This is a genomic window from Streptomyces sp. NPDC053431 (assembly GCF_044544925.1).
GTDB lineage: Bacteria > Actinomycetota > Actinomycetes > Streptomycetales > Streptomycetaceae > Streptomyces.
This window is the reverse complement of record NZ_JBITXX010000003.1, coordinates 465,965-485,255: the sequence shown is the minus strand read 5'-3', so window position 1 is coordinate 485,255 and position 19,291 is coordinate 465,965. Positions and strand designations below refer to the sequence as shown.

Annotated in this window: 17 protein-coding genes; 3 read left to right on the top strand and 14 right to left on the bottom strand. The window is 73.3% G+C overall.

The genetic code is table 11. From position 1 onward, the window contains the following. The first annotated feature begins 23 nt into the window (after positions 1 to 23). Positions 24 to 1,316 carry a hypothetical protein gene (locus tag ACIGXE_RS11695; RefSeq protein WP_399745981.1) on the top strand — a complete coding sequence of 431 codons (1,293 nt, stop codon included), beginning with the start codon at positions 24 to 26 and terminating at the stop codon, positions 1,314 to 1,316. Here the strand turns inward: ACIGXE_RS11695 and ACIGXE_RS11690 are convergent. Continuing rightward, positions 1,313 to 1,831: a GbsR/MarR family transcriptional regulator gene (locus ACIGXE_RS11690; protein ID WP_399745979.1), complete on the bottom strand. Its 519-nt coding sequence runs from the start codon at positions 1,829 to 1,831 to the stop codon at positions 1,313 to 1,315. The two genes, ACIGXE_RS11695 and ACIGXE_RS11690, sit on opposite strands and share 4 nt — an antisense overlap. 80 nt (positions 1,832 to 1,911) lie before the next feature. On the opposite strand from ACIGXE_RS11690, the gene ACIGXE_RS11685 reads away from it, so the two are divergent. Together ACIGXE_RS11685 and ACIGXE_RS11680 are read left to right on the top strand one after the other, a co-directional pair. After that, complete coding sequence (locus tag ACIGXE_RS11685; RefSeq protein ID WP_399745977.1) at positions 1,912 to 2,811, top strand: ATP-binding cassette domain-containing protein; 900 nt, start codon at positions 1,912 to 1,914, stop codon at positions 2,809 to 2,811. Further along, complete coding sequence (locus tag ACIGXE_RS11680; protein WP_399745975.1) at positions 2,808 to 4,382, top strand: ABC transporter permease; 1,575 nt, start codon at positions 2,808 to 2,810, stop codon at positions 4,380 to 4,382. The genes ACIGXE_RS11685 and ACIGXE_RS11680 overlap by 4 nt, the downstream gene beginning before the upstream one ends. Before the next feature lie 9 nt (positions 4,383 to 4,391). Here the strand turns inward: ACIGXE_RS11680 and ACIGXE_RS11675 are convergent, their stop codons facing one another. From ACIGXE_RS11675 to pyrE, 13 genes are all read right to left on the bottom strand, one after another. Further along, positions 4,392 to 5,603 carry a cytochrome P450 gene (locus ACIGXE_RS11675; RefSeq protein WP_399745973.1) on the bottom strand — a complete coding sequence of 404 codons (1,212 nt, stop codon included), beginning with the start codon at positions 5,601 to 5,603 and terminating at the stop codon, positions 4,392 to 4,394. A gap of 9 nt (positions 5,604 to 5,612) precedes the next feature. Next, positions 5,613 to 6,275, bottom strand: a complete 663-nt coding sequence (locus ACIGXE_RS11670) for a response regulator (protein WP_399745971.1) — start codon at positions 6,273 to 6,275, stop codon at positions 5,613 to 5,615. Beyond that, positions 6,272 to 7,609, bottom strand: coding sequence for a sensor histidine kinase (locus tag ACIGXE_RS11665; protein WP_399745970.1), 1,338 nt, complete (start codon positions 7,607 to 7,609; stop codon positions 6,272 to 6,274). Before ACIGXE_RS11665 ends, ACIGXE_RS11670 begins: the two co-directional genes overlap by 4 nt. 85 nt (positions 7,610 to 7,694) lie before the next feature. Then, the gene (locus tag ACIGXE_RS11660) at positions 7,695 to 8,564 is read right to left on the bottom strand and encodes an alpha/beta hydrolase (protein WP_399745968.1); all 870 of its coding nucleotides are present in this window, start codon (positions 8,562 to 8,564) and stop codon (positions 7,695 to 7,697) included. Between the two features lie 95 nt (positions 8,565 to 8,659). Continuing rightward, positions 8,660 to 9,907, bottom strand: a complete 1,248-nt coding sequence (kynU, locus tag ACIGXE_RS11655) for a kynureninase (RefSeq protein WP_399745966.1) — start codon at positions 9,905 to 9,907, stop codon at positions 8,660 to 8,662. Then, entirely contained in the window at positions 9,900 to 10,763 is an 864-nt protein-coding gene (locus ACIGXE_RS11650; protein WP_399745964.1) for a tryptophan 2,3-dioxygenase, read from the bottom strand. The genes kynU and ACIGXE_RS11650 overlap by 8 nt, the downstream gene beginning before the upstream one ends. A 113-nt stretch (positions 10,764 to 10,876) precedes the next feature. Further along, positions 10,877 to 11,752: a DUF3152 domain-containing protein gene (locus ACIGXE_RS11645; RefSeq protein WP_399745962.1), complete on the bottom strand. Its 876-nt coding sequence runs from the start codon at positions 11,750 to 11,752 to the stop codon at positions 10,877 to 10,879. A 109-nt stretch (positions 11,753 to 11,861) separates the two neighbouring features. After that, positions 11,862 to 12,275 (bottom strand): DUF3151 domain-containing protein, encoded by a 414-nt coding sequence (locus ACIGXE_RS11640; RefSeq protein WP_399745960.1) that lies wholly within the window; start codon positions 12,273 to 12,275, stop codon positions 11,862 to 11,864. A 15-nt stretch (positions 12,276 to 12,290) separates the two neighbouring features. After that, positions 12,291 to 13,757 carry an MFS transporter gene (locus tag ACIGXE_RS11635; RefSeq protein WP_399745958.1) on the bottom strand — a complete coding sequence of 489 codons (1,467 nt, stop codon included), beginning with the start codon at positions 13,755 to 13,757 and terminating at the stop codon, positions 12,291 to 12,293. 83 nt (positions 13,758 to 13,840) lie between these two features. Further along, positions 13,841 to 16,102 carry an Ig-like domain repeat protein gene (locus ACIGXE_RS11630; protein ID WP_399745956.1) on the bottom strand — a complete coding sequence of 754 codons (2,262 nt, stop codon included), beginning with the start codon at positions 16,100 to 16,102 and terminating at the stop codon, positions 13,841 to 13,843. A 107-nt stretch (positions 16,103 to 16,209) separates the two neighbouring features. After that, positions 16,210 to 17,367 (bottom strand): MalY/PatB family protein, encoded by a 1,158-nt coding sequence (locus ACIGXE_RS11625; RefSeq protein WP_399746355.1) that lies wholly within the window; start codon positions 17,365 to 17,367, stop codon positions 16,210 to 16,212. A 120-nt stretch (positions 17,368 to 17,487) separates the two neighbouring features. Continuing rightward, entirely contained in the window at positions 17,488 to 18,510 is a 1,023-nt protein-coding gene (gene fbaA / locus ACIGXE_RS11620) for a class II fructose-bisphosphate aldolase (protein WP_365349290.1), read from the bottom strand. Between the two features lie 230 nt (positions 18,511 to 18,740). Continuing rightward, positions 18,741 to 19,289, bottom strand: coding sequence for an orotate phosphoribosyltransferase (gene pyrE / locus ACIGXE_RS11615; protein ID WP_391105962.1), 549 nt, complete (start codon positions 19,287 to 19,289; stop codon positions 18,741 to 18,743). Positions 19,290 to 19,291: the final 2 nt, after the last annotated feature.

The window sequence follows — 19,291 nt, the reverse complement described above, 5'->3', positions numbered from 1 at the left end:
GTGTGGGCTCGGGGGGAGTTCGTATGGGTGGGACCGGCGGCGTGGCCGCGCTGTGCACGGCGGACACGGAGCAGGCGCTGACGCGCTACCGGGAGCGGGCCCGCGGTTGGGCCGTCTGCGGGACGCTGGCGGCCGTGGGAGGCGCCGGAGGGACCGTCGCCCCGCTCGTCCTGGGCCACCCCGTCGGGTTCGGAGGCCCCGTCCTGCTGGCGTTCGGCCTGGTCGCCGCCATGATCGGCTTCGGTTCCCTGGCTGGGGCCCGCTGCATGGAGGACGCCCTGACGTCCCGCCCGTGGACGCCCCTGCGCGCCGTGCGCGTGCCGGGCTCCACGGCCGTGGTCGTCCGCGACCCCGCCTCGGCCGAGACCTGGCCCCTGACCGTACGGACGGTCCCGTGGCGTCGTCACCTCGTGCGGCCCGACGCCCACGGCGAGATGTGGTGGTGCGGCAACCCGGAGGCCGGCGGGGCCCTGACCCGGCCCGGCGGCGGCGACCTGCTCCGGGCGCAGCCGGTGCGCGGAAGCGCCCGGGAGGCCCTGATCCGGCGCGCGACGGCGTCCTGGGCGTCCCAGCCGACCGAGAAGCCGCCGGCCGCCGACGCCACCACCACCGCCACTGCCACCGCCGGCCCGGCCCAGCCCCCCGCCGACGCCGCCGCAGGCCCCGCCCGGCCCGCCGCCGACGCCCCCGCCGATCCTGTCGAGCCCGCCGCTCACGCTCCCACCCTTGCCGGCCCCGCCCAGCCGCTCGCCGACACCCCCGCCTCCCCCGCCGACACCGCCCGGCCCGCCACCGACGCCCCCGCCTCCCCCATCGACCCCGCCCGGCCCGCCACCGACGCCCTCCCCCTCCCCGCCCCCACCCCGCCGCGCCGTGGCGTGTGGCGGTGGGTCGTGGCGGTGGGCGGGGTCGTCCTCGGGTTCGCGGTGCTGTGCGAGTCGTCCGTGGCCGACGATCCGCGGGTCGAGGTCACCGTGGAGGCGCGGCTGCCCGACGGCAGCTGCACGGTCTCGTGGACGGACCCGTTCGACGGGGTCCGGCGGACGGGGCCGTACCGGTGCGCGTGGCACCCGCGGCGCCCGTTCGGCGAGGAGGACGAGGTCCGGGAGACCGGCCACGTCGTCTCGTACGGGCCGTGGCAGGGCGACCTCTACAACGCCGACGGGGAGGGCACGCGCGTCTTCGTCGAGACCCGGGCGCTGGAGGTGCTCGGCGGGGTCACGCTGTTCGTCGGGCTCGCCGGCGGCGCGGACGAGCTGCGGCGGCGCCGCCGGAAGGCCGACGGCGGGGTCGCGGCGCGCGCCCAGGCCTCCTAGGCCCTGTCGTCGTCCCGGGCCGCCTTGCGGGTCCGCCAGCGGTCCATGATCCCGGCCATCTCGCCGTGCAGGAAGGCGAAGAACTCGGCCGTCTCGGCGGTGCGGCGGCCGCCGGGGGTGTCGGCGCCGAGGAGTTCGGTGCCGTCGTTGAGCACCTTCTCCCAGCGGGTGAGGACCTGGTCGCGGCGGGTGAAGGTCTCGTACCAGAGCTCGTTGTGGAGCACGTAGCGCTCGCGGCGGGTGCCGGGGTCGCGCTCCCGGCTGACCATGCCGACCTGGGTGAGGTAGCGGATCGCGCCCGAGACGGCGGCGGGGCTGATCCGCAGCTGTTCGGCGAGTTCGGCCGAGGTCATGGAGGCCGTCTCCGAGGCGAGCAGCGCCGCGAAGACGCGGCTCGCCATGCGCTGCATGCCCGCCGCGGTCATCTCGGCGGCGAAGCGCTCCACGAAACGGGAGACCGCCTCGTCCGCGGCGTCGCCGCCCCTGTCCTCACCGGTCGTCGTCATCTCGCTCATCCCTCGACTTTATACGCTTCCTTAATTTCCTCAACTTCCTCAGGTTCACAACTTTGTGAAAGTAGCGTACGTTCTGAAGCATGACGAAGGCAATCAGCATCGCCGGGCTCCGCAAGGCGTTCGGCCGCACCCAGGCGCTGGACGACCTCGACCTCGCCGTCGAGGCGGGCGAGGTCCACGGCTTCCTCGGTCCCAACGGCGCCGGGAAGTCCACCACCATCCGGGTCCTCCTCGGACTCCTGCGCGCCGACTCCGGCGCCGCCCGGCTGCTCGGCCGGGACCCCTGGACCGACGCCGTCGCACTGCACCGGCGGATCGCCTACGTCCCCGGCGACGTCACCCTGTGGCGCAACCTCTCCGGCGGCGAGGTCATCGACCTCTACGGGCGCCTGCGCGGCGGACTCGACACCGCCCGCCGCGCCCGGCTGATCGAGCGCTTCGAGCTCGACCCCACCAAGAAGGGCCGGACCTACTCCAAGGGCAACCGGCAGAAGGTCGCCCTCGTCGCCGCCTTCGCCTCCGACGTCGACCTGCTCGTCCTCGACGAGCCGACCAGCGGTCTCGACCCGCTGATGGAGGAGGTCTTTCAGGACTGCGTCGAGGAGGCCCGCGACCGCGGCACCACCGTGCTGCTGTCCAGCCACATCCTCAGCGAGGTCGAGACCCTCTGCGACCGGGTCAGCATCATCCGCAAGGGCCGTACGGTCGAGTCCGGTTCGCTCGCCGAACTGCGCCACCTCACCCGCACCAGCGTCGCCGCCGAACTCGCCGGCCCGCCCAACGGACTCGCCCGGCTGCCCGGCGTCCACGACCTGGAGGTGACCGGCCGGCGGGTGCGGCTCCAGGTCGACACCGACAAGCTCGACGCGGTCCTCCGCTCGCTCACCGAGACCGGCGTCCGCAGCCTCACCAGCACCCCGCCCACCCTGGAGGAGCTCTTCCTCCGCCACTACGCGGACGAGGAGGCGAACGCCCGATGAGTACGGTCAGCCTGACCGGGACCGGCTCCCTCACCCGGCTCGCCCTGCGCCGCGACCGGCTGATGCTGCCGGTCTGGGCCCTGGTCACCGGCGGCATGGTCGCCAGTGGCGCCGGCTCCCTGGAGGGCCTCTACGGCACGGCCGCCCAACGCGCCGAGCTCGCCGCCTCCATGACCGCCAACAGCTCGATGCGCTCGCTCTACGGCCCGGTCTTCGACGACTCCCTGGGCGGCCTCGTCGCCTGGCGGTTCGGCACCTTCGCCGCCGTCCTCGCCGCCGTCATGAGCCTGATCATCGTGGTCCGGCACACCCGCGAGGAGGAGGAGACGGGCCGTCAGGAGATTCTGTCCGCCGGAGCGGTGGGCCGCCGGGCCCCGCTGACCGCCGCCCTCCTCGCCGCGCTCACCGCCAACACCCTCGTCGCCCTGATCGTCACCGCCGGTCTCGCCGGACAGGGCGCGGCCGGGGCGCTCGCGCTCGGCCTCGCGATCGGCGGCACCGGCATGGTCTTCGCGACCCTGGCCGCGATCGTCGCCCAGCTCACCGAGAGCGCCCGGCTCGCGAAGGGCCTGACGGCCGGCCTCCTCGGCCTGGCCTTCACCCTCCGGGCGGCCGGCGACGCCGGAACGGCGGACGGCGGCAGCGTCCTCACCTGGCTCTCCCCCGTCGGCTGGGCCGAGAACGTCCGCGCCTTCGCCGGCGAGCGCTGGTGGGTGCTGCTCCTGCCGGCCGCCGCGGTCGCGGCGCAGACGGGTGCCGCGTACGTCCTCACCGCCCGCCGGGACGTCGGCATGAGCTTCCTGCCCACCCGGCCCGGCCCGGCCACCGGCCGGCTCGCGACCGCGGGCGCCCTCGCCCTGCGGCTCCAGCGGGGCACCCTGCTCGGCTGGTCGCTGGGCTTCCTGCTCGGCGGGCTCGTCTTCGGCGGGATGGTCGAGGGCGCGGCCGACATCGTCGGCGACAACGAGCAGGCCCGGCAGATCTTCGAGCGGATGGGCGGCCGGGGCGCCCTCACCGACGCCTTCCTCGCCACCATGGTCGGCCTCTTCGGCATGGTCGCCGCCCTGTTCGCGGTCGGCTCGGTGCTCCGCCTGCACGGCGAGGAGACCTCGCAGCGCGCCGAACCCCTCCTGGCCGCCCCCGTCGGCCGGCTCCGCTGGGCGGCCGGGCACCTGCTGGTCGCGTTCGCCGGCTCGGCGCTGATCATGCTGCTCAGCGGCTTCGGCCTCTACGTCTCGTACGGCAAGGACCTCGGACCGGTCCTGGGCGCCTCGCTCGCCCAGCTGCCCGCGGTGTGGACCCTCGCGGGCCTCGCGGTCCTGCTGTGGGGCGCTTTCCCGAAGGCGGCCGTGGGCGCCTGGGGCGTGGCGGGGGTGTGCCTGGCCCTCGGCTGGATCGGTCCGGCGCTCGACCTGCCGCAGGCGGTCCTGGACCTCTCGCCCTTCGGGCACCTGCCCAAGCTCCCCGGCCAGGAGATGGCCTGGACCCCGGTCCTCGTCCTCACGGCCCTCGCCGCCGCCCTGGTCACGGCCGGTCTGGCCGGGCTGCGCCGCCGCGACATGCTGAGCTGAGCCCCGGCCTCACACCTCCACCAGCAGCTCCCGCAGGCCCCGGATCACGTACCCCGGCTTCCACTCCGGCTCGGCGACGAGCCGGAGTCCGGGGGCCTGGCGGAGCAACTCGGCGAAGACGGCGCCGAGTTCGAGGCGGGCGAGCGGGGCGCCGAGGCAGTAGTGGATGCCGGCGCCGAAGGTGACGTGCGGGTTGTCGGCCCGTTCGAGGTCGAGGGCGTCGGCGGTGGGGCCGAAGCGGGCGGGGTCCCGGTTGGCGGAGCCGAAGAGCAGGGCGACCTCGGCGCCGCGCGGGATGACGACGTCGCCGAGCTCGATGTCGTCGAGGACCCAGCGCTCGAACATCTGGAGCGGGGTGTCGTAGCGCAGAAGTTCTTCCACAGCTGTGGACAACTTCTCCGGATCGGGATCCGGCCGGACCCCGTGCCGGAACAGTGTCCACCAGCCGTTGACCGTGGTGTTCACGGTCGCCTCGTGCCCGGCGTTGAGCAGCAGCACACAGGTGGAGATCGTCTCCTGCTCGGTCAGCTCCGCCACGCCCAGCAGCCCCGAGATCAGATCGTCCCCCGGATCCTTCCGCCGACGGGCCATCAACTCCCTGAGGTAGTCGGAGAATTCGATCGACGCCCGGACCGCGCGGCGGGCCGTCTCCTCCGACGGGTTCAGCTCGAACATCCCGCAGATGTCCGCCGACCACGGCCGCAGCCGGCCCCGCTCCTCCGCGTCCTCCGGGACGCCCAGCATCTCGGCGATCACCGCGACGGGAAGCGGTTCGGCGACCGTGGCGAGCAGATCGCCGCCGCCGTTCGCGACCAGCCCCCCGACCAGCTCCGCCGCGAGCCGTCGCACCGTCGGCGCCAGGTTCTCCACCGTCCGCGGCGTGAACGCCTTCGACACCAGACGCCGGATCCGGGCGTGGTCGGCGCCCTCCAGATCGAGCAGACCGTGGTCGTTGAGGGTGTGGAAGGGCTCGTGGGCGGCGTCCGGCGCCTCCCGCCCGAACTCCTCGTGGCTGAAGCGGTGCGTGTAGGTACGGCCCAGGCGCCGGTCCCGCAGCAGCGCCGACACGTCCTCGTGGTGCGGGATCAGCCACTGGCGGGTGGGCGCGTACCAGTGGGCGCGACCGGCGGCGCGCAGGCGTTCGTACGCGGGATACGGGTCGGCGACGAACCCGGGCGACCAGGGGTCGAAAGCGGCGTCTACGGAGTCGGCTGCGTCCATGCCCGGACGCTACCGGCCGACCTCCACCAGGCGCGCCTCGTACGCGAAGACCGCCGCCTGTGTCCGGTCCCGCAGGCCCAGCTTCACCAGGATCCGGCTCACATGCGTCTTGATCGTGGACTCGGCGACGACGAGGTGGTCGGCGATCTCGGCGTTCGACAGGCCCTGCGCGATGAGGACGAGGACCTCCGTCTCGCGCTCGGTCAGCTCCCCGACCTGCGCGGTCGCCGACGGCCGCGGCGAGCTCGCGGCCGACCGGGCGAACTCGGTGATCAGCCGCTTGGTGACGGTCGGCGCGAGCAGCGCCTCGCCCGCCGCGACCACCCGGACGCCCTCCGCCAGCTGCCGGGCCGAGGCGTCCTTGAGCAGGAAGCCGGAGGCCCCGGCGCGCAGCGCCTGGTACACGTACTCGTCCAGGTCGAAGGTGGTCAGCACGAGCACCTTGGCGTCGGCGTTCGCCGCGACGATCTCGCGGGTCGCGTCGATGCCGTTCAGCTCCGGCATGCGGATGTCCATGAGGACCACGTCCGGCCGGAGCGCGGCGACCTGCGCGACGGCCTCCCGGCCGTTGACCGCCTCGCCGACGACCTCGATGTCCGGCATGGCGCCGAGGAGCACCGAGAAGCCCTCGCGGACCATCATCTGGTCGTCGACGATCAGTACGCGGATCACGGCTGGGGCTCCTCACGGCCGGCGGCGACGGGAACGAAGACGGCCACCTCGTAGCCGCCGTCGGCGGTGGCCTCGGCGGTCATCTCGCCGCCGAGCATGGCGACCCGCTCGCGCATTCCGGTGATGCCGTGGCCGGCGCCGGGCGAGGGCTTCACCAGGCCCCGCGCGGCCCCGTTCACGATGCGCAGGCCGAGGCCGCCCAGGACGTGGCTCACCTCGACGCGGGCGGCGGCGCCCGGCGCGTGCCGCAGCACGTTCGACAGGGCCTCCTGCACGATCCGGTACGCGGACAGCTCCACGCCCTGCGGCAGTTCGCGCACCGCGCCCGTCACCGTGATCTCCACCTCCAGCCCGGCCTCGCGCACGTTGGCGACCAGGCCGTCCAGGTCGGCCAGGGTCGGCTGCGGGGCGTCCGGCGCCTCGTAGTCCTCGGCCCGTACGACGCCGAGGATGCGGCGCAGCTCGGTGAGGGCGGCGACGGCGTTCTCGCGGATGGTGACGAAGGCCTGCTCCAGCTCCGGCGGCGGGTTCTCCACCCGGTACGGGGCGGCCTCGGCCTGGATGGCGACCACCGACATGTGGTGGGCGACGACGTCGTGCAGCTCACGGGCGATCGTCGTGCGCTCCTCCAGGAGCGTCCGCTTCGACCGCTCGACGGCGGTCACGGACTGCTGGGCGGTGACCTCGCGGGCGGCCTGGCGGCGGACCTGGGAGGTCGTGACGAGCAGCAGGCAGACGCCGGAGGTGAAGAGCAGCGGCACGGCGTCGTTGTCGAAGCTCGGGCCGTTGAGGAAGAGCGAGACGAAGACCGCGTACCCGGCGGTGACCAGCCACATCCAGCCCGCGGTGCGCGGCCGGGTGCGCAGGGCGACGACGACGAGGACGACGAGCTGCGCGGCGAACGAGTTCGGCGCCCACGGCCAGCCGTCCTCGTAGCTGCCCAGGTAGGCGATGACCGGGGTGGCGGCGAGCGAGGCCCAGAACGCCAGCACCGGGCGGAACAGGGTGACCAGCACGGTCACGGCCGGCACGACGGCGTACACGAACACGACCGGGCCGATGGAGTCCCGGGCCCGCTCGAAGCCGAGGAAGAAGACGATCACCGCCGTGAAGCCGACGACGAGGTGCGGCAGCACGCCGAGCTCGTCGCGTATCCGCTCCGGCAGGAACCGGAGCGGGCCGCGCGAGGTGTCCATCCGTGGCAGCGGCCGGTAGGCGAAGGCGTCGTCGAAGAGATCGGCTCGCAGACCGCCGAGCGCCTTCAGCGTCAGGCGGAGCTCGGGGCTGCGGCTCGGGTCGGGTTCGGTGGTCCGCGTCGAAGTCACGCGGACCACCGTACGGGCGGCGGCGCCGGCGGTCGTCCCGCTGCGTACGGATCCCGGCGGGTCCCCCTTGAGGACTACGCGGCTCCCCCGCCCGTCACCAGGCGAGCTGGGCGATCTCCTCCGCGACCACCGCGCACGCGTCCGCCGCCGGGTCGATGAGGGGGAAGTGGCCCACGTCCTCCAGCAGGGTGAAGCCGACGGTCTCGCCCGCCTTGGCCGCCGCGTCCACGTAGGCGTCGGCGACGGCGGCCGGGACGACGACGTCGGTACGGCCCTGGACGACGGTCGTGGCGATACCGGTCGGGAGCAGCAGGGCCGGGTCCGCGTGGGCCGCGCGGGCCTCGAAGTGGGCGTCTCCGCCCAGGAGTTCGGTGACGGCCCCGCCGCACACGCCCAGCTCCACCGACCGCTCGAAGTGGGCGATCGGGGCGAGCGCCACGACTCCGCGCAGGGCGGGGGCGGCGGACAGACGCCAGGGCGAGCCGGCCGGCAGGACGTGCCGGGCGGCGGCCCACAGGGCCAGGTGCCCGCCCGCGGAGTGGCCGGTCAGGACGGTCCGGCGCGGGTCGGCCTGCGGCAGGTGCCGCGCCGCCAGGTCCTGCACGGCGTCCAGCGCCGCCGCCACGTCGTCGAAGGTCTCCGGCCAGCGGCCGGCCACCGGGGCCGCCCCGCCCTGCCGCGGGATGTCGCTGCCGCGCCGGTACTCGACGTTCGCCACGGCGAAACCGCGCCGGGCGAGGAAGTCCACGAAAGGAGTCAGATGCTGCCGGTCGTACGGGGCCCGCCAGGCGCCGCCGTGCAGGGCGACGACCAGGGGCGCGCTCTGCCGTCCGTCGCGCGGGGCGTAGAAGTCGACCACCTGGTCGGGGTGCGCGCCGTACGCGGCGGAGGCGTCCGGGGCGACGGCCGGGTGCGAGAAGGCCGATGCTTCTTCGGCGGCATCGCGCGCGGCGGGGTCCGGCATGCTGCTTCCAACCTCTCCTCAGACAGGGCCGATTGGCCTGACCTGCGGGGACCGTATCAGGAGTACGGCCCCCACAGACCAGGCGATCATCCGACCTATGCCGGAGGCATGACCACCGGTGCGGACGAGGCGGCCACGGGGGCCTCCGCCGGGATGTCGCGGAGGACCTCGGCGAGCACCCGCGCCGCCCGCTCCGCGTCCGCGAAGCCCACGTACAGCGGCGTGAAGCCGAACCGCAGGACGTCCGGGCGGCGCAGATCGCCCACCACGCCCCGGCGGATCAGCTCCGCCATGACCGCGGGCGCCTCGGCGCAGCGCAGCGCCACCTGGCTGCCGCGGGCGGTGTGCTCCTCGGGGGTCACGGAGACCACCCGGCCCTCGGGGGCGTAGGCCCGCACGCACTCCAGGAAGAAGTCCGTGAGCGCGAGGGACTTGGCCCGTACGTCCTCGATCCGCACCCCGTCCCACACGTCGAGGGCCGCCTCCAGGGCGGACATCGACAGGATGTCGGGGGTGCCGACCCGGCCGCGCAGCGCGCCCTCGGCGGCCCGGTAGCCCGGGGTCATCCCGAAGGGGTCGGCGTGCGAGTTCCAGCCCGGCAGCGGCGAGTCGAAGCGGCCCTGGTGCCGCTCGGCGACGTACAGGTACGCGGGCGCGCCGGGGCCGCCGTTGAGGTACTTGTACGTGCAGCCGACCGCCAGGTCGACGCCGTGCGCGTCCAGGCCGACCGGCAGCGCGCCCGCGCTGTGGCACAGGTCCCAGACGGCGAGCGCGCCCGCCGCGTGGAGCGCGGCGGTGATGCCGGGCAGGTCCTGGAGCCGGCCGGTGCGGTAGTCGACGTGGTTGACCAGGGCGAGGGCGGTGCGGTCGCCGGCCGCGCCGGGGATGTCGGCGGGGTCGAGCGGCACGATCCGGTGACCGGTCAGGCGCGCCGCGGACTCGGCGATGTACCCGTCCGTGGGAAAGGTCGTCGCGTCGACGAGGATCTCGTCACGGCCCTCGGCGGCGAGCCGGGCGCCCGCGACGACCGCCTTGAAGACGTTCACGCTCGTCGAGTCGCCGACCACGATCTGGCCCTCGGCCGCCCCGACGAGCGGGGCGATCCGGTCGCCGATCCGCTCGGGCGCGGTCCACCAGCCGGACTCGTCCCAGGAGCGGATGCGCAGCTCGCCCCACTCGCGGGCGATGACGTCGGCCATGCGCGCGGGGACGTGCGCGGGCAGCGCGCCCAGCGAGTTGCCGTCGAGGTAGACGGTGGAGTCGAGGGCGAACTTCTCGCGGTGTTTGCCGAGCTCGTCGGCGGTGTCGAGCGCCCTGGCGCGCTCCTCGAAGGACTCAGACATGGCTGCGCGCCGTCCACAGCTCGGGGAACACGTTCTTCTGCGCGCGCTTCTCCAGCCAGGCCACGCCCGCCGAGCCGCCGGTGCCGGTCTTGGCGCCCATGGCACGCCGGGTGGCCACCAGGTGGTCGTTGCGCCAGCGCCAGACCAGTTCGGCGACGTCGCTCAAGGCCTCGCCGAGGCGCACGAGTTCGGCGTTCTGGTCGGGGTCGGCGTAGATCCCGGCCCAGATCCGCTCGACCTCGGCGGAGGGCTCGTAGCGCAGCGCCCGGTCACGGTCGAGGACCTCGGCCGGGACGGGCAGCCCGCGCCGGGCGAGCAGTCGCAGCGTCTCGTCGTAGAGGCTGGGCTCCTGGAGGGCCTTCTCCAGCTCGGCGTGGACGCGGGGGGCGCCGCGGTGCGGCACCAGCATGGACGCCGACTTCTCGCCGAGCAGGAACTCCATGCGCCGGTACATCGCCGACTGGAAGCCGGAGCCCTCGCCGAGGGCGCCGCGGTAGGAGTTGAACTGGGCGGGGGTGAGCTGGGCGAGCGGGCGCCAGGAGTGGTTGAGGGCCTCCAGCTCGCGGACGGAGCGCTTGAGGGCGTCCATGGCGACGGGCAGGTCGTCGGCGCGCAGGGCGCGGCCGGCGGTCTCCCACTCGTGGACGATCACCGTGAACCACAGTTCCATGACCTGGGTGGTGACGAGGAAGACCATCTCGCCGGGGTCGTCCGAGCGCAGGTGCTGGAGGTGGGTGAGGACGTCCGCCTGGACGTAGTCCTCGTACGGCGTGGTGCCCGCGAAGTCGAGGTTCGGCGCGTCTTCGGCGACCGCACCGGCTCCGGAGGCATCGGGAGAACCTGGGGAGGCTGACATTTCTGTCTCCTGATACGAACTTCCGGGTAGCGGTCCGCTCCTCTCGGCCGTTCCGGCACGGGAGCCCCGGTCCCCTCGGGAGGCCTGCTTCGTCGCGCGGCCTTCCAAGCGCATCATGACACGATCGGCCCGGTGATGTAGATCCCTTCTTCGTCATACGGATAAGCGTTCGAACGGCAACCGTTCAAGCCCTTGATCTGCTGCATCATGACGGGCGCGAGCCGGCCGGGGCCCGGACAGCCCATGTGCTGCCGGATGCCGATCTCGTGCCCGACCTCGTGGTTGATGATCAGATGCCGGTACTCGTGGGCGGGGCCCGCGAAGGTGGGGGAGCCGAGCATCCAGCGCTTGAGGTTGACCACCACGCCGGAGGTGGTCTCGCAGTTCAGCTCGCCGTGGGTGTTCATCCCGTTGGCGGCGCAGAGTCTGTCGGCCGTGTCGGGGGTCGCGATCCGGATGACGAAGTCGGCGTTCTCGGTCACCAGCTGGAAGCGCCCGCGGCCGTGCGCGGCCCAGCCGCGCGGGTGCGCCAGGATCCGCTCGATCTCGGTGGCGGCCTCACGGGCGGAGAGCTCGATGCCGTCCTCGACCTGCACGCGGTAGCGGCGCAGCTCGCCCCCGTTGCCGACGGCCTGGCCGGTGGCCTGGGCGGTCGTGAAGCTCCCGGCGCCGGCCTGCGGCACCGCGGTCCGCTTCGGCGTGGGCTTCGGTTTCGGCTTGGGCTTCGGGGAGGGCGTGGGCTTCGGGCTCGGCGGCGCCGGAGCCGGGGCCGGGGACCCGGTGGTGGCCGTCGGCCGCGGCGGGCCGGCGGCGGTGTCCCGCCCGTCGTCCCCGCCCCGGAAGTGCGCCAGCGCGGCCCCGCAGCCCAGCGAGGCGAGCGCCAGGGCGAGCACGGGAAGGAGCAGCCGCCCCTTCGAGGACCGTTTTCTCCTGTTTCGTCTGCGACTGCCCGTCGCGGCACGCTTCCCCAAGACAGTTCCCCCCTGCATGCGGTCCGAAGGATCGTACCGACCCTTTCGAACGCGCTCGAACGCCACGGGAGGCCCTGTCCGGATCGTCCCCGCCCCGGGGCGGGGACGATCCGGGTGTCCGGGCAGGTCAGCCGAGGGTGTCGGCGGCCGTCTCCGACGAGTCGCGCAGGAAGGTCGTGCAGCGCTCGTACTCGTCCTTCTCGCCGATCTCGCCGGCCGCCCGCGCCAGCGCGTGCAGCGCCCGCAGGAAGCCGCGGTTCGGCTCGTGCTCCCACGGGACCGGCCCGTGGCCCTTCCAACCGTTGCGGCGCAGGGCGTCGAGGCCCCGGTGGTAGCCGGTACGGGCGTAGGCGTACGACTCGATCACCCGGCCGCCCTCGTACGCGTCGTCCGCGAGCTGGGCCCAGGCGAGCGAGGAGGTCGGGTACTTCGCCGCGACGTCGGCCGGCGCGGCGCCGGACGCCAGGAGCTCACGCGGCTCCGGGTCGTCGGGCAGGTGGGTGGGGGGCGGTCCCCCCAGCAGGTTCTCGTGGAGTGCCATGAGGCCCAGTCTGCCTCAGCTCTCCCTCGGCGGTGCGGCGGCGCCCTGCCCCGGCTCGCCCGGCTCCAGGGGCGGGGCCGTCACCCCGCAGTGCACCTTGCAGCCCGGGTGGCAGGCCGCCTCCGCCGGGGTGCGCAGGGTGGCCCAGGCCAGGATCGCGCCGGCCACCAGGACCCCGGCGAGGATCGGCATCGCCCGCCGGAACGTGTCGCCGAACTCCTCCGCCGAGCGGTACGCCTCCGGGCTCATGCCCGCGAGCAGCGGCAGCGCGGCCACCGCGACCAGGCCGGCCGCCCGGGCCGCGGCGTTGTTGATGCCGCTGGCCAGGCCCGCCCGGGCCACGTCCACCGAGGCCAGCACGGTCGCCGTGAGCGGGGCCACCAGGGTCGTCATGCCGAGTCCGAGCACGAGCATCGCGGGCAGCACGTCCGTCAGGTAGTCCGCGTCCTCCCCCACCCGCAGCATCAGGAGCATCCCCGCCGCGCACAGCAGCGGCCCCACGGTGAGCGGCAGCCGCGGCCCGGTCTTCTCGCCGAGCTCGCCGGACTTCGCGGAGAGCAGCAGCATCAGGACGGTCGTCGGCAGCAGCGCCGTGCCGGCGGCGAGCGCCGAGTAGCCGGACACCACCTGGAGCTGCAGCGCGGCCAGGAAGAAGAAGCCGCTGAACCCCGCGTACACGCAGAGGGTCACCAGGTTCACCGCGGTGAAGGTCCGGGAGCCGAAGATCGACGGCGGCACCATCGCGTCCTCGCCGCGCCGCCGCTCCACCAGGACGAACCAGACCCCCACCACGAGCCCGGCCGCCCCCGCCCACCACGCCTCGTCGATCAGCGCGTACGTCACCAGGCCGAGCGCGACGGCCCCGAGGGCCGCGCCGAGCACGTCGAAACGGCCGTGCGCGGTCTGGTCGCGGGACTCCGGCACGTGCCGCAGCGCGACGGGCACGCAGACCAGCGCGAGCGGCACGTTCAGCAGGAACACCCAGCGCCAGCCGGGGCCGTCCACCAGCCAGCCGCCGACGAACGGCCCGATCGCCGCCCCCACCCCGCCGAAGCCGGACCACAGCCCGACCGCCCGGGCCCGGTCGTCCTCGTGGAAGCTCGCCTGGATCAGCGCCAGCGAGCCGGGCGTGAGCAGCGCCCCGCCGACGCCCTGGAAGGCCCGGGCGGCGATCAGCACACCGGCGTTCGGCGCGAGCCCGCACAGCAGCGAGGCGGCCGCGAACCACACCACCCCGGTCACGAACACCCGGCGCCGACCGTACCGGTCGCCGAGCGAACCGCCGAGCAGGATCAGGCCCGCCAGCGTGAGCATGTAGGCGTTGACGGTCCACTGCAGGGCGGCCAGATCGGCGCCCAGGTCCTCGCCGATGTGGGGCAGGGCGATGTTCACGACGGTGGAATCGAGCAGCGCCATTCCCGAGGCGAGAACGGTGGTGAACACGATCCACCGCCCCGTCCCCGAGGCGAGCCGGATGTCCATGCCAGCATCGTCCCGCGAACGGAGGGGCCCCGCCCACCGGAACCGGTGGACGGGGCCTCTGTGAAAGCGACCGCTCGGAGCCGTCAGCGCGTGAAGTTGAAGTACTTCCACGGGCCGTAGACGGTGGCGTTCACGTTGTCGCCGGAGGCGCCGTCGATGTACGCCGAACGCATCCGGAAGCGGTAGCCGGCCAGGTCGTCGCCGTCGAAGGACACGTAGGACTTGCCGTACCGGTCGAGCTCGAAGTACTCCGCCCCGAGGTCCCGCCAGGCGCCCGCGTACCAGAACTGGACGTCCAGCTGCGTGCTGCGGTTCGGGTAGGCGTTGTGCCAGGTGGTGAACAGCGGGTCCGCGGTCTGGTGGTACGTCTGGTACCAGGTGCCGCCGATGCTGGTCCACTTGTAGTGCCGCGACAGCGAGGTCGAGACACCGGCCTTGGTGTAGACGCCGGACTTGGCCTGCGCCCAGGAGTAGCGGGCGTCGCCCGGGAAGACGGCGGTGACCGTGGTGTCACGGCTCATCCACATCGACGCGGACAGCTTGCCGGCCGAGTTGACCGTGCCGCGCTTGAGCAGCCGCTTGGGCTCCGGGCCCCACGGGTCGGCCCAGATCTCGACGACGCGGTTCTTGTACGTCGGACCGAGGGTGGCCGTGTAGGTGACGGTGGTGCCGTAGTTCACCAGCGTGCCGTTGCGGTCCAGCGTCAGGACGGGCTTCAGCGCCGCGACCTTGACCAGCGCGGTCCCGGTGGAGGCCGCGTGCCCGGCGTCACCCGCGTACGTCACCTGGTACGTGACGTTGCCGGCGGCGGTCGGCGTGTCCCCGAAGGAGAAGGCGCCGTTCGCGCCGAGCGTCTTGGTGCCGAGCGACTTGCCCTGCGGGTTCTCGACGTCGAAGCGGGTCACGGCGACGGGCGTGCCCGCGGGCAGCGCCTCGCTGGACGTGGCGGTGCCGGTCACGGTGAGCGGCTTGAGCAGCGCCGCGGACGCCGGGGCGTTCACGGTGACGCTCGTCCCGGCCAGCATGACGTAGACCGCCGCGGTCCCGGTGGCGGCCGCGTGCTCGGCGTCGCCCGCGTACGCCACCTTGTACGTGACGTTGCCGGCGGCGGTCGGCGTGTCCTCGAACGAGAAGGCGCCGTTCGCGTCGAGCGTCCGGGTGCCGAGGTCCTTGCCCTGCGGGTTCTCGGGGTCGAAGCGGGTCACGGTGACGGGCGTGTCGGCGGGCAGCGCCACCGGGGACGTGACCGTGCCGGTGACGGTGAGCGGCTTGAGCACGAACGCCGAGCCCGGGGCGCTGACGGCGACCGTCGCCCCGGCCTTGGTCGGGTCGTCGAAGATGTTCAGTCGGGCCGAGCCGTTGGAGCTCTCGGACACCGCGAACAGCTTGCTGTTGTCGGGCGCCCAGGCGAGCGCGCCGGGGGCGAGGTTCGGGCCGGTCTCGAAGTCGTGGACGACCGTCGTGCCGCCCGGCTTGAAGACGTAGACGTCCTTCTCGTACCACGAGCTGGTGCCGGCCGCGATCGTGCCGTCGGACGCGATGGCCACGGCGTTCGGGTACGACGTGGTGGCGTAGCGCGTCGCCTCGGACAGGTCCGTGGTGGAGAACGCCTGGTGGTAGTACGGAGCCGCGCTCGACACGACGACCTGCTTGCCGTCGGGCGTGATGTCGAGTTCGCGCAGTGTGCTGCCGATGTCGAACCGGCGGGCCTTCTCCGTGGCCGTGCCCGACGAGACGTCGTAGAGGATGCCGGTGGCCGGGCTCAGCCCGGGGATGCCCACGGCGAGCAGACTCGGCGCGGCCGGGTCCGCCCCGAGCAGGGGCGCCGTGTAGAAGTTCCCGCCGGCCGCCTGGGCGAGCGCCACCACGGGCGCGTCGCCGGAGAGGTCCAGCGAACCGATGTTGCCGGCGTTGGCCTTGCCGTAGCCGAACCAGATCTTGCCGCCGGCGATCGCCAGGTCCGCCGGGTTCTCGGCGTCGCCGAGGTCGTAGGAGACCGCCTCGGTCGGCGTCTCGGTGCTGATGGACGCGATCTCGCCCTTGCCGGCCACGGCCGCGTAGACCCGCGACGAGTCGGCGGAGATCTCCAGGCCGGCGACGCCCGGCAGGTCGGACAGGGTCGCCAGGACCGTGCCCGCGTAGTCGGTGACGAGCACCTTGCCGCCGGCCGGGTCGCTGACGAAGACCTTCTGGTGGACGCCGTCCACGACGAGGTCGCCCACGGACGACAGCGGCAGGTTCACGCTGCCGTCGGCGGACGCCGTGCCCGCCGTGCCCGCGACCAGCGCCGCGGAGCTGAAAAGGACCGCGAGCGCCGTCGCGGCCGAGAGAGTGCGCTTGCGCACGATGGTGTGACCCCCCACATGATCCCGCGCGCTTCACAGTTCGAAGCGCGGTGGACGCAGCCTAGATCACGCCTCGGACGGTCCGCCTCCGGGTATCCGTTGAGGCATCAACTTCGCAGCCGCGCCGCCGCGCGCACCAGCGCGTCGACGCCCCGCTCGGCCTTGGCCCGGGGACAGCCGACGTTGAGGCGGACGAAGCCGGGGGTGCCGTAGGTCCCGCCGGGCATGATCGCGACCCGCTCGGCCGTCACCAGCTCCTCCTGGAGGGCGGTCTCGTCGATGCCCAGGGGCCGCAGGTCGATCCAGGCGAGGTAGCCGGCCTCCGGCGGGGCCCAATCCACGTCCGGGAGGCCGGCCGTCAGCCGCTCCTCGACCAGGGCCATCGTGCCGGCGACATAGCCGCGCAGCGCGTCCAGCCAGGGCGCGCCGTGCCGGTAGGCGGCGATGTGGGCGGTGAGCGAGAGCACCGCCGGGGAGGCCAGGCCCTCGCCGGTCTCCATGCGGCGGACGAACGCGACCCGCTCGTCGGGGTCGCCGAGGAAGCCGTACGAGCCGGAGAGGGCGGGGAAGTTGAAGGCCTTGGTGCCGGAGGTGATCAGCGCCCAGCGCCGTCCGCGTCCGGGCTCGGCGATCGCCGCCCACGGCACGTGCCGGTGGCCCTCGCCCGTCAGGTCGGCGTGGATCTCGTCGCTGACGACGGCCGCGCCGTGCCGCTCGGCGAGCCGGGCGAACTCCTTCAGCTCGTCCGCGCGCCACACCCGGCCGGTCGGGTTGTGCGGGGAGCAGAGCAGCAGCATCCGGCTGTCGGGCCGGGCCAGCTCGCGTTCGAGGGCGTCGAGGTCGCCGACGGGAACGCCGCGCAGCTCGCGGCCGAGGCCGGTGACCGCCTTGCGGAAGCCGTCGTAGGTGGGGGTGTGGACGACGACGCCGTCGCCGGGTTCGGTCCACATCCGGAGCAGCTGGGAGAGCTGGTTGAGCACCGACGGGGCGTAGACCATCGCCTCGGGGTCGACCGTCGTGGCGTACCGGCGGCCGTACCAGTCGCGTACGGCCTCCCGGAACTCGCCGAGCCGCCAGTCGGTGTAGCCGAACACCCCGTGGTCGATCCGCTCGCGGAGCGCGTCGAGGACGGCCGGCGGGGAGGCGAAGTCCATGTCCGAGATGGTGAACGGCAGCAGGTCGGGGACGCCGAAGCGGTCGGCTATGCCGTCCCACTGGACCGACCAGGTCCCGCGCCGGTCGGTCTCACGGTCGAAGTCGAACACCACGGGTGATCCTCCAGGTAGCCGGACACGACGGCGGGCCCGGCACCACTCTCGTGGCGCCGGGCCCTCCCGTACAAGTGCGCTGCCTCAGCCGCTTGTCTCAGAGGCTGACGCAGCCGCCTACTTCAGCTTCTGGCCGGCCGAGCGCAGCGCGGCGCAGGCCTCGCCGACGCGCTGGGCCATGCCCGCCTCGGCGAGCTTGCCCCAGGTGCGCGGGTCGTAGGTGGACTTCTTGCCGACCTCGCCGTCGACCTTCAGGACACCGTCGTAGTTGCGGAACATGTGGTCCACGACCGGACGGGTGAAGGCGTACTGGGTGTCGGTGTCGAGGTTCATCTTCACCACGCCGTTCTCGATGGCGGTGGCGATCTCCTCGGCGGTCGAGCCGGAGCCGCCGTGGAAGACGAAGTCGAACGGGGAGGCCTTGCCGAACTTCTCGGAGACACCCGCCTGGAGGTCCTTGAGCAGCTCGGGGCGGAGCACGACGTTGCCCGGCTTGTAGACGCCGTGGACGTTGCCGAAGGAGGCGGCCAGCAGGTAGCGGCCCTTCTCGCCCAGGCCCAGGGCCTCGGCGGTGCGGATGGCGTCGTCGACGGAGGTGTACAGCTCGTCGTTGATCTCGTGGCTGACGCCGTCCTCCTCGCCACCGGTCGGGGTGATCTCGACCTCGAGGATGATCTTGGCGGCGGCGGCCTTGGCGAGCAGCTCCTGGCCGATGGCCAGGTTGTCGGCCAGGGTCTCGGCGGAGCCGTCCCACATGTGCGACTGGAAGAGCGGGTTCTCACCACGGGCCACGCGCTCGGCGGAGATGTCGAGCAGCGGGCGGACGTAGCCGTCCAGCTTGTCCTTCGGGCAGTGGTCGGTGTGCAGCGCGACCGTGATGTCGTACTTCGCGGCGACGATGTGCGCGAACTCGGCCAGGGCGACGGCGCCCGTGACCATGTCCTTGCTGTACTGGCCGCCCAGGAACTCGGCGCCACCGGTCGAGATCTGGATGATGCCGTCGCTCTCGGCCTCCGCGAAGCCGCGGAGGGCGGCGTGGAGGGTCTGGGACGAGGTGACGTTGATGGCCGGGTAGGCGAACTTGCCTGCCTTCGCCCGGTCGAGCATCTCGTTGTAGACCTCGGGGGTTGCGATGGGCATTCGTCCGCTCCTTGTGATGTGCGGGTGTGTGCGTTGCTGTCCCTGACCTGGGGGGCGACGTCATCGTCGCCCCCATCCTTCCAGACTCTTGTGCGGGCTCCCACAGGCCCGGCACGACGAAGGGCGGGGTGTTTCACGTGAAACACCCCGCCCTTCGACAAAACACCAGGTCAGGACGGTTTTACTGCCGAACCGGGACCTAGGTCACGACTTCGAAGCGATGGCTCCGGTTACGCCAGACCGAGCTCGTCGAGCGCGTACGCATAGAGGTAGGGCACCCCGGCGGTCGTGCTGATCTTCTCGCCGGCCCCGGTGGCCCGGTCGACGATCGTCGCGACGGCCACGACCTCGGCGCCCGCCGCGCGCGCCGCCTCGACGGCGGTCAGCGGCGAGCCGCCGGTGGTCGAGGTGTCCTCGACGATCAGAACGCGGCGGCCCTTGATGTCCGGGCCCTCGACCTGGCGCTGCATGCCGTGCGCCTTGGCGGCCTTGCGGACCACGAAGGCGTCCAGGCGCTCGCCGCGCCCGGCGGAGGCGTGCAGCATCGAGGTCGCGACCGGGTCGGCGCCCAGGGTCAGTCCGCCGACCGCGTCGAACTCCAGGTCCTTGGTCAGTTCGAGCATGACCTGGCCGACGAGCGGCGCGGCCGCCCCGTCGAGCGTGATCCGGCGCAGATCGACGTAGTAGTCGGCCTCAAGACCCGAGGAGAGGGTCACCTTGCCGTGCACCACGGCCTTGTCCTTGATCTGCTGGAGCAGCTCAGCGCGTACGTCAGTCATGC

Coding starts and splice junctions, on each gene's coding strand:
- ACIGXE_RS11645 (WP_399745962.1), bottom strand. CDS start 11,752: ATGCAGGGGGGAACTGTCTTGGGGAAGCGTGCCGCGACGGGCAGTCGC.
- ACIGXE_RS11685 (WP_399745977.1), top strand. CDS start 1,912: ATGACGAAGGCAATCAGCATCGCCGGGCTCCGCAAGGCGTTCGGCCGC.
- ACIGXE_RS11695 (WP_399745981.1), top strand. CDS start 24: ATGGGTGGGACCGGCGGCGTGGCCGCGCTGTGCACGGCGGACACGGAG.
- ACIGXE_RS11690 (WP_399745979.1), bottom strand. CDS start 1,831: ATGAGCGAGATGACGACGACCGGTGAGGACAGGGGCGGCGACGCCGCG.
- pyrE (WP_391105962.1), bottom strand. CDS start 19,289: ATGACTGACGTACGCGCTGAGCTGCTCCAGCAGATCAAGGACAAGGCC.
- ACIGXE_RS11635 (WP_399745958.1), bottom strand. CDS start 13,757: ATGGACATCCGGCTCGCCTCGGGGACGGGGCGGTGGATCGTGTTCACC.
- ACIGXE_RS11640 (WP_399745960.1), bottom strand. CDS start 12,275: ATGGCACTCCACGAGAACCTGCTGGGGGGACCGCCCCCCACCCACCTG.
- fbaA (WP_365349290.1), bottom strand. CDS start 18,510: ATGCCCATCGCAACCCCCGAGGTCTACAACGAGATGCTCGACCGGGCG.
- ACIGXE_RS11675 (WP_399745973.1), bottom strand. CDS start 5,603: ATGGACGCAGCCGACTCCGTAGACGCCGCTTTCGACCCCTGGTCGCCC.
- ACIGXE_RS11680 (WP_399745975.1), top strand. CDS start 2,808: ATGAGTACGGTCAGCCTGACCGGGACCGGCTCCCTCACCCGGCTCGCC.
- ACIGXE_RS11650 (WP_399745964.1), bottom strand. CDS start 10,763: ATGTCAGCCTCCCCAGGTTCTCCCGATGCCTCCGGAGCCGGTGCGGTC.
- kynU (WP_399745966.1), bottom strand. CDS start 9,907: ATGTCTGAGTCCTTCGAGGAGCGCGCCAGGGCGCTCGACACCGCCGAC.
- ACIGXE_RS11660 (WP_399745968.1), bottom strand. CDS start 8,564: ATGCCGGACCCCGCCGCGCGCGATGCCGCCGAAGAAGCATCGGCCTTC.